Genomic DNA, 14,007 nt, shown 5'->3' with positions numbered 1-14,007 from the left:
TACGCCCCGCTCCGCGTGTTTCGGCCCGTTTGCCCTCGGGTCACTCCTCTGGGTGATCTGCCGCGCACACATAGTCCGTTCGGGCCATTCAAGATTGGGCCCGAAGGGGGTGTTGCGGTGTGTCGACCTTCCGTAACGTCCTCAACCGGCAGCGGTGAATATGCCGTTGCCGCCGTGGGGGAGCCTCGATATTCGGGAGAGGACGGCGCCGGCATGGGCTGGGTAGCTGACTGGAGTGCGCAGGCGGCCTGCCGCACTACCGATCCGGACGAACTGTTCGTCCAAGGAGCGGCGCAGAACAGGGCCAAGGCGGTGTGCACCGGGTGCCCGGTGCGGACCGAGTGCCTGGCCGACACGCTGGACAACCGCGTCGAGTTCGGCGTGTGGGGCGGCATGACGGAGCGTGAACGGCGCGCCCTGCTGCGGAGGAGGCCGACCGTCACCTCCTGGCGGCGCCTCCTGGAGACGGCGCGTACGGAGTACGAGCGCGGCGCGGGCGTCCTGCCCGTCGCGCTGGACGACGACGAGACGTACGAGACGTACGCGGCGGCCGGCTGACCCGCCTCCTCCTGGCCGGGACCGGCGGGGCGCCGGCCGGCCCGCCGCGGATCCGCGCGCCGCACCCCCCGCGCCGTTCCCCGGGCCTGCCGGGCGCCCCGGCTGACGACCGCCGCGGCGCGCAGCCGTCAGCGACCCCGCGGGGGTGACGCCAGGTGCGCGCCGACGGCGCGCAACGTGGTCAGGTCGTGGACGTCGGCGGCGAACGCGGGGACCTCCGTCACGGGTACCTCCGGGTGAAGGGCGGTGAACCGGTCGCGCGTACGCCGCTCCCGGTCGATCACCCGCATCCGCTCCGCGTGGAGTCGCAGCAGTCCCGCCGCCAGCTCCGCGTCGTCACGGGGGGTTTCGGTCGTCGGTTCGTACGCGTGGGACTCGGGGGAGGTGACCGCCGGGTCACCGACGGGAGTCTGCCCACCGTCCGGGGCCGCCATGCGTGCCCCGCCAAGTTTCTCGGCGGCGGCGAGCGCCCTCTCGGCGGACAGCCCGGCGGCACCGCTGCCGTGCACCCGGTTGAGGACGAGGCCCTCCAGGGGCATGTCCTCCGCGGCCAGCCGCTCCACGAAGTACGCCGCCTCCCGCAGCGCGTCCCGCTCGGGCGCGGCCACCACCAGGAACGCCGTACCGGGTGCCTGCAGGAGCCGGTACGTCGCGTCCGCCCGCGTGCGGAAGCCGCCGAACATCGTGTCCATCGCCGCCACGAACGTCTGCACGTCCCGCAGCAGCTGACCGCCCAGCAGCTTCCCCAGGGTGCCCGTCATCACCGACAGGCCGACGTTCAGGAACTTCATCCCCGCACGGCCGCCCGCCTTCGCCGGCGCCGTCAGCGTCCGGATGAGCCGGCCGTCCAGGAAGGACCCCAGCCGCTTCGGTGCGTCCAGGAAGTCCAGGGCCGACCGGGACGGCGGGGTGTCCACGACGATCAGGTCCCACTCGTCGCGGGACCGCAGCTGCCCCAGCTTCTCCATCGCCATGTACTCCTGCGTGCCCGCGAAGCCGGCCGACAGCGACTGGTAGAAGGGGTTCGCCAGGATCGCGCGGGCGCGCTCCGGGTCCGCGTGCGCCTCGACGATCTCGTCGAACGTGCGCTTCATGTCCAGCATCATGGCGTGCAGCTCACCGCCGGCGCCGTCCTCGACGCCCGGCACCCGGCGCGGGGTGTTGTCCAGTTCCTCGATGCCCATCGACTGGGCCAGCCGGCGTGCCGGGTCGATGGTCAGCACGACCACCCTGCGGCCCCGCTCCGCCGCCCGCAGCCCCAGCGCCGCGGCCGTCGTCGTCTTGCCCACCCCGCCCGCGCCGCAGCAGACGACGATCCGGGTCGCCGGGTCGTCCAGCAGGGGGTCGACCTCCAGGGCGCGCGGCGCGGCGGCCGCGTCCGGTACCGCTCCGGCGGCCGTCATACGTCGCTCACCCCGAGGTCCCTCCGCACTGCCCGGGCCAGGCGGTACAGCCCGGCGAGGTCCACACCCCCGCCGAGCAGGGGCAGTTCGCGCACGGGCAGCCGGAGCTTCGCCAGTGCCTCCCGCTGCTCCCGCTCCAGTTCCACCCGTCGCGCGTGCTCGGCCGCCTGGGCGAGCAGCGGGCCCGCCAGCCGCTCCGCGCCGTCCACCCCGGCCGTCGCCAGCGCCCGGGCGACGTCGGCGCGCCGGCCGCCGGAGGCGGCCCGTACCGCGTCCTCGTCGAGGAGGCGCGGCCGGACCATGTTCACGAGGACGTCGCCCACCGGGAGTCCGGCGGCGCGCAGCTCGGCGACGCCGTCCGCGGTCTCCTGGACGGGCATCTCCTCCAGCAGGGTCACCAGGTGCACGGCCGTGTCGGACGACTTGACGACCCGCATCACCGACTGCGCCTGCCTGTGGACCGGGCCCATCCGGGCCAGGCCGGCGACCTCCTCGTTGACGTTCAGGAAGCGGGTGACGCGGCCGGTCGGCGGGGCGTCCATCACGACGTGGTCGTAGACGAACCGCCCGGTCCCGTCCCTGCGGCGCACCGCCTCGCACGCCTTGCCGGTGAGCAGGACGTCCCGCACGCCCGGTGCGACGGTCGTCGCGAAGTCGATCGCGCCGAGTTTCCCCAGCGCGCGGCCCGCGGCCCCCAGCCTGTAGAACGTCTGGAGGTAGTCGAGCAGCGCCCGCTCGGCGTCGATGGCGAGGGCGTACACCTCCCCGCCGCCCGGTGCCACGGCGATCTTCCGCTCCTCGTAGGGGAGCGCCTCCGTCCCGAAGAGCTGCGCGATGCCCTGCCTGCCCTCGACCTCCACGAGGAGGGTCCGCCCGCCCTCCGCCGCGAGGGCGAGCGCGAGGGCGGCGGCGACCGTCGTCTTACCGGTACCGCCCTTGCCGCTGACGACCTGGAGCCTGCTCACAGGGGGAGCGTAACCAGTGGTGCCGCGGCCCGTGCAGGAGGCCGCCCCGGGGCGGTGCGCGGCAGCGGATACAGTCGGCCCATGACGAAATGGGAATACGCGACCGTGCCCCTTCTCGTGCACGCGACCAAGCAGATTCTGGACACCTGGGGCGAGGACGGCTGGGAGCTGGTCCAGGTCGTCCCCGGCCCGAACAACCCCGAGCAGCTCGTGGCGTACCTGAAGCGGGAGAAGCCGTGACCGGGCGCGTCGAGTCGGCCCTCGCGGAGCGCGGCCTGACGCTCCCCCAGGTGGTGCCGCCGTTGGCCGTGTACCAGCCGGCCGTGCGGTCCGGTGCGTACGTGTACACGGCGGGGCAGCTGCCCATGGTGGACGGCGAGCTGCCGGTCACCGGCAAGGTGGGCGCGGAGGTCACGCCGGAGGAGGCCAAGGACCTGGCCCGGGTCTGCGCGCTGAACGCGCTGGCCGCGGTGAAGTCCGTGGTGGGCGACCTGGACCGGGTCGCGCGGGTCGTGAAGGTCGTCGGCTTCGTCGCCTCGGCGCCGGACTTCACGGGGCAGCCGGCCGTCCTGAACGGCGCGAGCGAGCTGCTCGGCGAGGTCCTGGGCGAGGCGGGCGTCCACGCCCGCAGCGCGGTGGGCGTGGCGGTCCTGCCGCTGGACGCCCCCGTGGAGGTCGAGGTGCAGGTGGAGCTCCTGCCGGAGGCCTGACCGGCCCGGTGCGCGGCCGGCCGCCCCGGGCGGGCCGGCCACGCCGTACGGGCGGGGCGGCGCCCGGCACCGGCCCCCCGCCCCCTCGCCCACCGGCTCTCGAACATCCGGTCCGATCGGCATAGGCTCCGCCCATGTCCAATGGTCAGTGGTACCCCCCGGAATGGCCCGACCGGATCCGTGCCCTCGCGGCCGGCGAGCTGGCGGTCGCGGAGCCCCGGCGCGCCGCCACCGTGCTGCTGCTGCGCGGGGCCGGCCGCACCGTCGAGGTGCACATGCTGCGCCGCCGCTCCTCGATGGCCTTCGCGGGCGGCGCGTACGCCTATCCCGGTGGTGGCGTCGACCCCCGCGACGAGCACCCGGTGCGCTGGGCCGGGCCGGGGCCCGCCGAGTGGGCCGAGCGCCTCGGCGTCGCGACGCCGGCCGAGGCCCAGGCCATCGTGTGCGCGGCGGTCCGCGAGACGTACGAGGAGGCGGGCGTGCTCCTCGCCGGTCCCACGCCCGACTCGGTCGTCGGCGACACGACCGGTGACGACTGGGAGGCCGCCCGTGTCGCCCTCGTCGCGCGGGAGCTGTCCTTCGCGGAGTTCCTCGCCTCCCGCGACCTCGTCCTCCGCTCCGACCTGCTGGGCGCCTGGGCCCGCTGGATCACCCCCGAGTTCGAGCCGCGCCGCTACGACACCTGGTTCTTCGTCGCCGCGCTCCCCGCCGGCCAGCGCACCCTCACCCAGGCCCCCGACACCGCCCCGGCCGGGGGGACCCCCGCCGCCTCCTCCGAGGCCGACCTGTCCGTGTGGATCCGCCCCGCGGACGCCGCCGCCGGCTACGACCGGGGCGAGCTGCTGATGATGCCGCCCACCATCGCGACCCTGCGCACCCTCACCGCGTACGACTCCCCGCTCGCCGCCCTGGAGGCCGCCCGGGACCGGGACCTCGCGCCCGTCCTCGCGCGGGCCGGGCTGGACGGCGACCGGGTGGTGCTGAGCTGGCCCGGCCACGACGAGTTCACCAAGCACGTGCCGGGCGCGCCCTCCGGGGGTGCCGCATGACCGAAGCGGCCGCCCTCCCCGGCCGGCCCCGCGGCGCCGTCGTGTCCGGGCCCGCCACCGAGCGGGCCGTCAACGTGCTGGCGCCCAACCCGTCCGCGATGACCCTGGACGGCACCAACACCTGGGTCCTGGCGGAGCCGGACTCCCCGCTCGCCGTCGTGGTCGACCCGGGACCGCTCGACGAGGGCCACCTCGTGCGCGTACGGGACACGGCCGAGCGCCTCGGCACGCGCGTCGCCCTGGTGCTGCTCACGCACGGCCACCCCGACCACGCGGAGGGCGCCGCGCGGTTCGCCGAGCTGACCGGGGCGCCGGTGCGGGCCCTGGACCCGGCGCTGCGGCTCGGCGAGGAGGGCCTGTCCGCGGGGCAGGTCGTCACGGTCGGCGGCCTGGAGCTGCGGGTCGTGCCGACGCCCGGCCACACCGGCGACTCGCTCAGCTTCCACCTGCCGGCCGACCGCGCCGTGCTGACCGGCGACACGGTCCTGGGCCGGGGGACGACGATGGTGGCGCACCCGGACGGGCGGCTCGGGGACTACCTGGACTCGCTGCGCCGGCTGCGCTCCCTCACGGTGGACGACGGGGTGCGGACGGTCCTGCCGGGCCACGGGCCGGTCCTGGACGACGCGCAGGGCGCCGTGGAGTTCTACCTGGCGCACCGCGCGCACCGGCTCGCCCAGGTGGAGACCGCCGTGGAGGACGGCTACACGACCCCCGCGGAGGTCGTGGCGCACGTGTACGCGGACGTCGACCGGTCCCTGTGGCCGGCCGCCGAACTGTCGGTGCGCGCGCAGTTGGAGTACCTCTCGGGGCACGGACTGATCTGACACGGGGGCGTGGCGGAGCCGGTACGCGTTCGGAACGGCGGGCGGGGTCCCGGCGGGGGGAGCGTGACTTACGCTTCCTTCACATCCGTCGCCGTACCGGTCGTGTCGCTCCACGGGGGGTCTTCGTGTTCGTCCTGTCCATCCTGCTGCTCATAGCCGCGGTGGTGCTGTACTTCGTCGGGCGCGGCGGAGGGCACTCCGGTTTCCGGCTCGGCGCGGTCGGCGCGCTGCTCGCCGGGCTGCTGGCCGGGGCCGCCAGCTGCATCCACGTCGTCGGCGCGTACGAGGTCGGCGTCCCGGTCACGTTCGGCAAGGTCGGCACGCCGATGAAGCCGGGCGTGAACGCCGTCTCACCGTTCACCACCGTCACCACCTTCTCGACCCGCCCCGTCGACCTGAGCCTCTCCGACAAGGACGTGGTGGAGGTCCGCTCCTCGCAGGGCGGGGTCATGTACGCCGAGCTCACCGTGAAGTGGGCGGTCACGCCGGCCAAGGCGGTCGAGCTGTACCGGTTGGCCGGGAACGAGTCGGCCATCCAGCAGCGGCTGGTCTTCCCGGACAGCCGCGAGATCGTCCGCAACGTCTTCGCGCGCCACACGAGCGAGGAGGGCTACACCTCCGCTCGCGAGAAGATCAACGCCGAGATCGGCGAGCTGATCAGGGAGCGCCTGGCCCCGCGCGGCATCGACGTGACGACCGTGAACCTGCGGAACGTGAAGCCGTCCGACCGCCTCCAGGACCAGATCGACCGCAAGATCCAGCAGCAGCAGGCCACCGAACGGGCCCAGGAGGCCGCCCGCACGGCCACGGCGGAGGCCGAGCGCCGCCGGATCGAGGCGGAGGGCATCGCCCGCGCCAACAAGATCCTCAACAACTCGCTGAGCGACAAGGTCCTGCTCAACCAGTGCATCGAGGCGTACAAGGAGGCCGCGGCGAAGAACCCGGTGTACGCGGTGCCGTGCGGCGCCGGCACCGGTACGCCGGTGATCGTGGACGGCAAGAGGAACTGACGCCCCCGGTCCGTACGGGCCGCACGTGAACGAGGGCCGCCCCGCGGTGAACCGCGGGGCGGCCCTTCGGACGCGTACGGGCGCGTGGGCGCCCCGCGGCTAGCGCGAGCGCTTCGCCAGGCGCTCCACGTCCAGCAGGATCACGGCGCGCGCCTCCAGGCGCAGCCAGCCGCGGCCCGCGAAGTCGGCCAGCGCCTTGTTGACGGTCTCGCGCGAGGCGCCGACGAGCTGGGCCAGCTCCTCCTGGGTGAGGTCGTGCACCACGTGGATGCCCTCCTCCGACTGCACGCCGAAGCGGCGCGACAGGTCCAGGAGCGCCCGGGCGACACGGCCCGGCACGTCGGAGAAGACCAGGTCGGACATCTGGTCGTTGGTCTTGCGCAGGCGGCGTGCGACGGCGCGCAGCAGCGCCGAGGCCACCTCGGGGCGGGCGTTCAGCCAGGGCTGGAGGTCGCCGTGGCCCAGGCCGAGCAGCTTCACCTCGGTCAGGGCGGTCGCCGTGGCCGTACGCGGACCCGGGTCGAACAGGGACAGCTCGCCGATCAGCTCGCCCGGGCCGAGGACGGCGAGCATGTTCTCGCGGCCGTCGGGGGACGTGCGGTGGAGCTTGACCTTGCCTTCGGTGACCACGTAGAGCCGGTCGCCCGGGTCGCCTTCGTGGAAGAGCGCGTCACCACGGGCGAGCGTCACCTCACTCATCGAGGCGCGGAGCTCCGCGGCCTGCTCGTCATCGAGCGCCGCGAAGAGCGGGGCGCGCCGCAGAACGTCGTCCACGAGTTCTCTCCTATGTCGACCTGCTCGGGGCATCGGTCCCCATGATGCCGGACCGCGCGGTGCTCTTCCGGGGGACGCTGCGCGACGCGGCCCGCGGGGCCGGTCCCCGCAGGTTAGTCGTCGTGCGATCAATCACGACAAGTTTGGCGTACCGGTACGCGTGTCCGTACGGCAGGGGCCCGATCGGGTCCACATCGCCCGTGTCCAGGGCGGATGCCGGCGGGGGACCTTAGGCTGGTCGGGTGTCGAATTCGCCGGTGAGTGGGCGGGCCGAGGAGGCCGGGAGAGTGTCGGGGGAGCAGAATTCAGCCATGGGCGAACAAGCCTCGGAGCCGGCCGGGAAGGCCGGGCGGAAGCGCTCGGGGACGGCGAAGGGGGCGGATGCGCCGGAGTCCCGCCTCGCCCTGGTCCGCCGGGCGCGGCGGATCAACCGCGAGCTGGCCGAGGTGTACCCCTACGCCCATCCGGAGCTGGACTTCCGGAACCCGTTCGAGCTGCTCGTGGCGACCGTCCTGTCCGCCCAGACGACGGACCTGCGGGTGAACCGGACCACGCCGGCGCTCTTCGCCAGGTACCCCACCCCCGAGGACATGGCGGCGGCCGTCCCGGAGGAACTGGAGCAGGTCATCCGGCCGACCGGTTTCTTCCGGGCCAAGGCCAGGTCGCTGATCGGCCTCTCCGCGGGCCTGCGCGACCGGTTCGGGGGCGAGGTCCCCGGCCGTCTGGAGGACCTGGTCACCCTCCCCGGAGTGGGCCGCAAGACGGCGAACGTCGTGCTGGGCAACGCCTTCGGGGTCCCCGGCGTCACCGTCGACACGCACTTCGGGCGGCTGGTCCGCCGCTGGAGGTGGACGGCGGAGGAGGACCCGGAGAAGGTCGAGGCGGTGGTCTGCTCCCTCTTCCCGAAGTCCGAGTGGACGATGCTCTCGCACCGGGTGATCTTCCACGGGCGCCGCATCTGCCACGCCCGCAGGCCCGCGTGCGGCGCCTGCCCGATCGCGCCGCTCTGCCCCGCGTACGGGGAGGGCGAGACGGACCCGGAGAAGGCGCGGAAGCTGCTGAAGTACGAGATGGGCGGGTATCCGGGCCAGCGCCTGACCCCGCCGCCGGACTACCCGGGCCGCCCGGCCGCCCCCTCGGCCGCGGACGGCGCGGACGCGACCGGGGACCCGGTCTGAAGGGCGGAACGATCGAGTGGCCGGAGCGCGTTGGGTGATCCGGGGGTGCCTGTGACACGCACGAGGGAAGACGCCGGCGGTGCCGGGGGGCTGCCGTCCGTGGACGTCAGCGCCGAAGGGCTGCCCACCTGGCTGAAGCCCGTGGTCGAGGCGGCGCACACGGTCGCGCCCGAGCAGCTCAGCCGGTTCCTGCCGCCACCGGAGGGGGGCCGTCAGGCCGCCGTGCTGATCCTCTTCGGCGAGGGGGAGCGCGGCCCCGAGCTGCTGCTGACGGAGCGCGCCGGGACCCTCCGCTCGCACGCCGGGCAGCCGTCCTTCCCCGGTGGCTCCATCGACCCCGAGGACGGCGACCCGGCCGCGCTCGGCCCGCTGCGCGCCGCCCTGCGAGAGGCGCGGGAGGAGACCGGTCTCGACCCGGCGGGCGTCCAGGTCTTCGCGACCCTGCCGCGCCTCTACATCCCGGTGAGCGCCTTCGTCGTCACGCCCGTACTCGGCTGGTGGAGGGAGCCGAGCCCGGTCGGCGCCGTGGACCCGGCCGAGACCGCACGGGTCTTCACGGTCCCCGTGGCGGACCTCGCGAACCCCGCCCACCGCTCCACGGCCGTCCATCCCAGCGGCCACGAAGGCCCGGCGTTCCTGGTGGAGTCCACCCTGGTGTGGGGGTTCACCGCGGGGCTGATCGACCGGATCCTGCACTTCGCGGGGTGGGAGGAGCCGTGGGACCGGGGGAGGCGCGTCCCGCTCGACCGGCGCGCATGACAGGCTGACTGCTGGGTTCCGCGGCCGCACGGGGCCGCCGGAGACGAATCTGCGAGGCTAATGACGGTGAACGTGCTGGACATCCTGCTGCTGGTCGCCGCCGTGTGGTTCGCGATCGTCGGGTACCGACAGGGGTTCGTGGTCGGCGTCCTGTCGGTGATCGGGTTCCTCGGCGGCGGGCTCGCCGCCGTCTACCTGCTGCCGCTGGTGTGGGGGCCGCTCACCGGGGACGCCGAGGTTTCCACGACGGCGGCCATCGTGGCCGTCGCCGTCGTCCTGGTCCTCGCGTCGGTCGGGCAGACGCTCACCACCCACCTGGGCAACAGGCTCCGCCGCCACATCACCTGGTCGCCCGCCCGCGCCCTGGACGCCACGGGCGGCGCCTTGGTCAACGTGGCGGCGATGCTCCTCGTGGCCTGGCTCATCGGCACGTTCCTCGCCCAGACGGCCCTGCCGCTCGGCAGGGAGGTCCGCGACTCCCGGGTCTTCCTGGGCGTGTCGCGGGTGATGCCCGCCCAGGCGCCCAAGCTGTTCGACGACTTCCGGTCGGTCCTCGCGCAGAACGGCTTCCCGCAGGTCTTCAGCCCGTTCGCCAACGAGCCGATCAAGGAGGTCCGCCCGCCGGACCCGGCGCTCGTCGACAGCCCGGTCGCCGCGCGCGCCCAGCAGTCCATCGTGAAGGTCGTCGGCACGGCCGGCGGCTGCGGCAAGGTCCTGGAGGGCACCGGCTTCGTCTTCGGCGAGCGCCGCGTCATGACCAACGCGCACGTGGTGGGCGGCGTCGACGAGCCGACCGTCCAGATAGGCGGCCGGGGCAGGCTGTACGACGCGACGGTCGTCCTGTACGACTGGCAGCGCGACATCGCGGTGCTCGACGTGCCGGACCTGGAGGCCAGGCCGCTGGAGTTCACCGAGACCGACGCGCGCAGCGGCGACAGCGCCATCGTCGCGGGCTTCCCCGAGAACGGTGCGTACGACGTACGCTCGGCGCGCGTCCGGGGCCGCATCAACGCCAAGGGCCCGGACATCTACCACCGCGGCGAGGTCCGCCGCGACGTGTACTCGCTCTACGCGACGGTCCGCCAGGGCAACTCCGGCGGTCCGCTCCTCACCGCGGACGGCAAGGTGTACGGCGTGATCTTCGCGCGGTCCCTGGACGACGCCAGCACGGGGTACGCGCTGACGGTCGACGAGATCCGCGAGGACATCGCACTCGGCCTGAGCGCCGGTCAGCAGGTCGACAGCCAGAGCTGCGCCCTGTGACGATCCGGCCGGGACCGGGCGCCGGCCCGGTCACCCGCAGGCGGTGCTGACGTCCGTCCGCGACGGGGGCCCGGCGCGGCCGGGCGCCGCGAGGTCAGTCGCGCTGGTGCCGCAGGCGCGCGGAGACCCACCGGGCCCGGCGGCGCAGGATGCGAGGGATCCCGAGGCGGGCCTCCAGCTGCGGGTCGCGCGGGCCGCCGCTCCTCTCGGGAGGGGGCACCGCGGCCGGGAGGCGGTTGTGTGTGGCGTCAACATGGTCGTGCGTCCAGCCCATACCCGGACGTGTGCCCGGGGTCCGGGGTCGGTAACCGCCCGGGGGACGGCCAATCGGCCTACGCGCCGGGCAGGTCGGCGATCGCGGTACGGCGGCCCGGACGGGCCGCGCACCCGGGGCCCGGGCGCCGCCCGGCCGCGCCTCAGCGGTCCGGTTCGGGATCCTTCAGCCAGTTGACGAGTTCCGCCGAGAAGGCCAACGGGTCCTCCTCGTGCGGGTAGTGGCCGATCCCGTCGAACAGCCGCCAGCGGTACGGCGCTTCGACGTACTGGCCGGAGCCCGCCGCGCTGCGCGTGCGCATCACCGGGTCGGCGGAGCCGTGCAGGTGGAGCGTCGGCACCCGGACGGGCCGCTTCATGCGCCGGTTGAACTGGATGCCGTCCGGGCGGGCCAGCGAGCGCACCATCCACCGGTACGGCTCGATCGAGCAGTGCGCCGTCGACGGGATCGCCATCGCCCGCCGGTACACGCCGAGGACCTCCTCGTCCGGTTCGCGCACACCGGACCAGTCGCGGATCAACCGCCCCACGAGCGCCGCGCCGTCCGCGACCAGCCGCCGCTCGGGCAGCCACGGCCGCTGGAAGCCCCACACGTACGAACCGGCGCGGGTCTGCGCGACGTCGGAGAGCATCGCCGAGCGCCACCGCCGCGGATGGGGCATCGAGGAGACGGCCAGGCGCCGCACCAGTTTGGGCCGCATCACCGCGGCCGTCCACGCCAGGTACCCGCCCAGGTCGTGGCCGACCAGCGCCGCGTCCGGCTCGCCCAGGGACCGCACGACCCCCGTGATGTCGAGCGCCAGGTTGGCCGGGTCGTAGCCGCGCGGTGTGCGGTCGCTGCCGCCCACACCGCGCAGGTCCATCGCCACGGCCCGGAACCCCGCGTCGGCGAGCGCGGGCAACTGGTGCCGCCACGTCCACCAGAACTGCGGGAAACCGTGCAGCAGCAGGACGAGCGGACCGTCGCCCATCTCCGCGATGTGGAAGCGCGCCCCGTTGGCGGCCACGTCGCGGTGCGTCCACGGGCCGTCGATCCGGACGGGGCCGCCGGGGGCACCGGTACTGCTCTCAGGGACGGTCATGCGGACGAGCGTGCCACAACCGCGGTCTTCTCCCCGACGGCGGAGGCGTCGGGGCGGGGGTGCGGCTTGACGTTCTGCAGCACCGCGGCGGTCCGCTTCACGGACGCGGCGGTCTTCTGGGGGCCCTTGCCGCGTTTCGCCTTCTTCGCGAACACCGCGCCGATCAGGCCCAGCAGGCCCGCGACGAGCACGTTCACGGCGAAGGAGAGCAGGAAGCAGACCGACATGTGCCAGCCGGTCCAGGCCCGGAACCCGTACGCGAGCGCGAAGCTCAGCATCGGCAGCGAGAAGAGCAGCACCATGCCCGCCGCCGTGAACCCCAGACCGCTGATGGCACCGCGCTTGACATCCTGCCGCAACTGGGCCTTGGCCAGGGCGATCTCGTCGTGCACCAGCGCCGACATCTCGGCGGTCGCGGAGGCGACCAGCTGACCGAGACCGTGCTCTGCACCGTTCCCGGCGGTACCGGTCCTCCCGGCGGGGTCGCTCATCGTCTCGCTCCCTCTCTCCTCTACGGTCTGACCTCAGATCATGCCGGACCGTCGCCCCTCGTGCGCGCCGCCCCCGCCTCTTCGGCCCGGCGCCGGTGCTCCGCGGCCTTCCGCTCGTAGATCTCGGCGAGGCGGCGGTGGTGCTCCGGGTCGTCCACCTCGTAGACGTCGGGGACGCCGCTCATGTCCTCGTCGCGCTCCTCCGCCTCGACCATCGCCCGGTACGTGCGGACGCGCAGCTTCAGCAGGACGGCGGCCAGCAGCGCGGCGATCAGCGATCCGGTGAGGACGGCCGCCTTGACCTCGTCGGTCAGCCTCGCGTCACCCTCGAACGCCAGTTCGCCGATGAGCAGGGACACGGTGAAACCGATGCCGGCCAGGGTGGCGACGGCGAACAGGTCGGCCCACGCCAGGTCCTCGTTGAGTCGGGCCCGGGTGAAACGCGCGGTCAGCCAGGTGCCGCCGAAGACGCCGACCGTCTTGCCGACCACCAGGCCGAGCACCACGCCCAGCGTCTCCGGCTGGGTGAACACGTCCCGCATCGCGTCACCGGACACCGCCACGCCCGCCGAGAACAGGGCGAACATCGGCACGGCGAAACCGGCGGACAGGGGGCGCACCCGGTGCTCGACGCGCTCGCCGGGGGACTGCTCCTCACCCTCGCGGCGGGTGCAGCGCAGCATCAGGCCCATCGCGACACCGGCGATCGTGGCGTGGACGCCGCTGTTGTACATCAGGCCCCAGACGGCCACACCGAGCGGCACGTACACGTACCAGCCCCGGACGCCCCTGCGGAGCAGGAACCAGAAGAGGAGCAGGCCGGCGGCGGCCCCGCCGAGTGCCGCGAAGTCCAGGTCGCCGGTGAAGAACACCGCGATGATCAGGATGGCGAAGAGGTCGTCGACGACGGCGAGCGTGAGGAGGAACGCCCGGAGCGCGGAGGGCAGCGACGTGCCGATGACGGCCAGCACGGCGAGCGCGAAGGCGATGTCGGTGGCGGTCGGGACGGCCCAGCCGCCGAGGGAGCCGTCGCCGGCCGCGTTGACCGCCACGTAGACGAGGGCCGGGGCGATCATGCCGCAGAGCGCGGCGACCACGGGCAGCGCCGCGGCCTTGGGGTCGCGCAGCTCGCCGGCGACCATCTCGCGTTTGAGCTCGATGCCGGCGACGAAGAAGAAGATCGCGAGGAGGCCGTCGGCCGCCCAGTGCTGGACGGAGAGGTCCAGCCCCAGTGCGGACGGCCCGACGTGGAACTCGCGGACCGCCTCGTAGCCGTGGCTCAGCGGGGTGTTCGCCCAGACGAGGGCCGCGATGGCGGCGAGCAGCAGCAGGACGCCGCCGACGGTCTCGGTGCGCAGGGCGTCGAGGACGAAGGTCCGCTCGGGGAACGACAGCCGGCCGAGGACCCTGCGCTCTGCGGCCGTCGCGACGGTGCTGCTTCCGGTACCTGCGGCTTTCCTGGTGGTTCCGGTGCTCTTCGGGCTGCCGTCGCCGGCGGGGGTGCCGTCGGTGCCGTCGGTGTCGGGCGTCTTGGGCGCGGCCACGGTACGGGACCTCCGGTGGTGTCGGTGGACATGGCGAGTCACATGCCGACCAGACTTCCCGGCGCCCCATGGGATTTTCATCGTTTTGTGGATGCGGTGCACACCCTACAGGCAGGACGCG

Annotated in this window: 16 protein-coding genes; 9 read left to right on the top strand and 7 right to left on the bottom strand. The window is 73.9% G+C overall.

The annotated features are described in order from the left end of the window. The first annotated feature begins 213 nt into the window (after positions 1–213). Positions 214–558, top strand: a complete 345-nt coding sequence (locus tag LUW75_RS11095; protein WP_250335470.1) for a WhiB family transcriptional regulator — start codon at positions 214–216, stop codon at positions 556–558. A gap of 128 nt (positions 559–686) precedes the next feature. Here LUW75_RS11095 and LUW75_RS11090 read toward each other — a convergent pair whose 3' ends face one another. Continuing rightward, positions 687–1,961, bottom strand: coding sequence for an ArsA family ATPase (locus tag LUW75_RS11090; RefSeq protein WP_250335469.1), 1,275 nt, complete (start codon positions 1,959–1,961; stop codon positions 687–689). Next, the gene (locus LUW75_RS11085) at positions 1,958–2,926 is read right to left on the bottom strand and encodes an ArsA family ATPase (protein WP_250335468.1); all 969 of its coding nucleotides are present in this window, start codon (positions 2,924–2,926) and stop codon (positions 1,958–1,960) included. The genes LUW75_RS11090 and LUW75_RS11085 overlap by 4 nt, the downstream gene beginning before the upstream one ends. A gap of 81 nt (positions 2,927–3,007) precedes the next feature. Between LUW75_RS11085 and LUW75_RS11080 the strand changes: the two genes are divergently transcribed. The 5 genes from LUW75_RS11080 (at position 3,008) to LUW75_RS11060 (ending at position 6,522) form a co-directional block, all read left to right on the top strand. Next, complete coding sequence (locus tag LUW75_RS11080) at positions 3,008–3,166, top strand: DUF4177 domain-containing protein (RefSeq protein ID WP_019992579.1); 159 nt, start codon at positions 3,008–3,010, stop codon at positions 3,164–3,166. Beyond that, the gene (locus LUW75_RS11075) at positions 3,163–3,636 is read left to right on the top strand and encodes a RidA family protein (protein ID WP_250335467.1); all 474 of its coding nucleotides are present in this window, start codon (positions 3,163–3,165) and stop codon (positions 3,634–3,636) included. The genes LUW75_RS11080 and LUW75_RS11075 overlap by 4 nt, the downstream gene beginning before the upstream one ends. 134 nt (positions 3,637–3,770) lie before the next feature. After that, positions 3,771–4,685, top strand: coding sequence for an NUDIX hydrolase (locus LUW75_RS11070; protein ID WP_250335466.1), 915 nt, complete (start codon positions 3,771–3,773; stop codon positions 4,683–4,685). Further along, the gene (locus LUW75_RS11065; protein ID WP_250335465.1) at positions 4,682–5,512 is read left to right on the top strand and encodes an MBL fold metallo-hydrolase; all 831 of its coding nucleotides are present in this window, start codon (positions 4,682–4,684) and stop codon (positions 5,510–5,512) included. The genes LUW75_RS11070 and LUW75_RS11065 overlap by 4 nt, the downstream gene beginning before the upstream one ends. A gap of 125 nt (positions 5,513–5,637) precedes the next feature. Next, positions 5,638–6,522, top strand: a complete 885-nt coding sequence (locus LUW75_RS11060) for a prohibitin family protein (protein ID WP_250335464.1) — start codon at positions 5,638–5,640, stop codon at positions 6,520–6,522. A 99-nt stretch (positions 6,523–6,621) separates the two neighbouring features. Here LUW75_RS11060 and LUW75_RS11055 read toward each other — a convergent pair whose 3' ends face one another. Then, positions 6,622–7,296 (bottom strand): Crp/Fnr family transcriptional regulator, encoded by a 675-nt coding sequence (locus LUW75_RS11055; RefSeq protein ID WP_010473292.1) that lies wholly within the window; start codon positions 7,294–7,296, stop codon positions 6,622–6,624. Between the two features lie 311 nt (positions 7,297–7,607). Here LUW75_RS11055 and nth point away from each other — a divergent pair, with 311 nt between their 5' ends. From nth to LUW75_RS11040, 3 genes are all read left to right on the top strand, one after another. Then, the gene (gene nth / locus LUW75_RS11050) at positions 7,608–8,474 is read left to right on the top strand and encodes an endonuclease III (RefSeq protein ID WP_250335463.1); all 867 of its coding nucleotides are present in this window, start codon (positions 7,608–7,610) and stop codon (positions 8,472–8,474) included. A gap of 51 nt (positions 8,475–8,525) precedes the next feature. After that, entirely contained in the window at positions 8,526–9,233 is a 708-nt protein-coding gene (locus LUW75_RS11045; RefSeq protein WP_250335462.1) for an NUDIX hydrolase, read from the top strand. A 66-nt stretch (positions 9,234–9,299) separates the two neighbouring features. After that, positions 9,300–10,496 carry a MarP family serine protease gene (locus LUW75_RS11040; RefSeq protein ID WP_250335461.1) on the top strand — a complete coding sequence of 399 codons (1,197 nt, stop codon included), beginning with the start codon at positions 9,300–9,302 and terminating at the stop codon, positions 10,494–10,496. A gap of 94 nt (positions 10,497–10,590) precedes the next feature. Here LUW75_RS11040 and LUW75_RS11035 read toward each other — a convergent pair whose 3' ends face one another. The 4 genes from LUW75_RS11035 to nhaA form a co-directional block, all read right to left on the bottom strand. Continuing rightward, positions 10,591–10,770, bottom strand: coding sequence for a hypothetical protein (locus LUW75_RS11035; protein WP_250335460.1), 180 nt, complete (start codon positions 10,768–10,770; stop codon positions 10,591–10,593). Positions 10,771–10,912: 142 nt separating this feature from the next. Next, positions 10,913–11,851, bottom strand: coding sequence for an alpha/beta fold hydrolase (locus LUW75_RS11030; protein WP_250335459.1), 939 nt, complete (start codon positions 11,849–11,851; stop codon positions 10,913–10,915). Next, positions 11,848–12,342: a phage holin family protein gene (locus LUW75_RS11025; protein WP_250335458.1), complete on the bottom strand. Its 495-nt coding sequence runs from the start codon at positions 12,340–12,342 to the stop codon at positions 11,848–11,850. The genes LUW75_RS11030 and LUW75_RS11025 overlap by 4 nt, the downstream gene beginning before the upstream one ends. 38 nt (positions 12,343–12,380) lie before the next feature. Then, positions 12,381–13,736, bottom strand: coding sequence for a Na+/H+ antiporter NhaA (gene nhaA / locus LUW75_RS11020; protein ID WP_250337622.1), 1,356 nt, complete (start codon positions 13,734–13,736; stop codon positions 12,381–12,383). Between the last annotated feature and the right edge of the window lie 271 nt (positions 13,737–14,007).

Origin of the sequence: Streptomyces sp. MRC013 (assembly GCF_023614235.1) — a bacterium.
Taxonomy (GTDB): Bacteria; Actinomycetota; Actinomycetes; order Streptomycetales; family Streptomycetaceae; genus Streptomyces.
The sequence above is the reverse complement of the archived record's forward strand: the minus strand, read 5'-3'. Positions and strand labels throughout refer to the sequence as shown.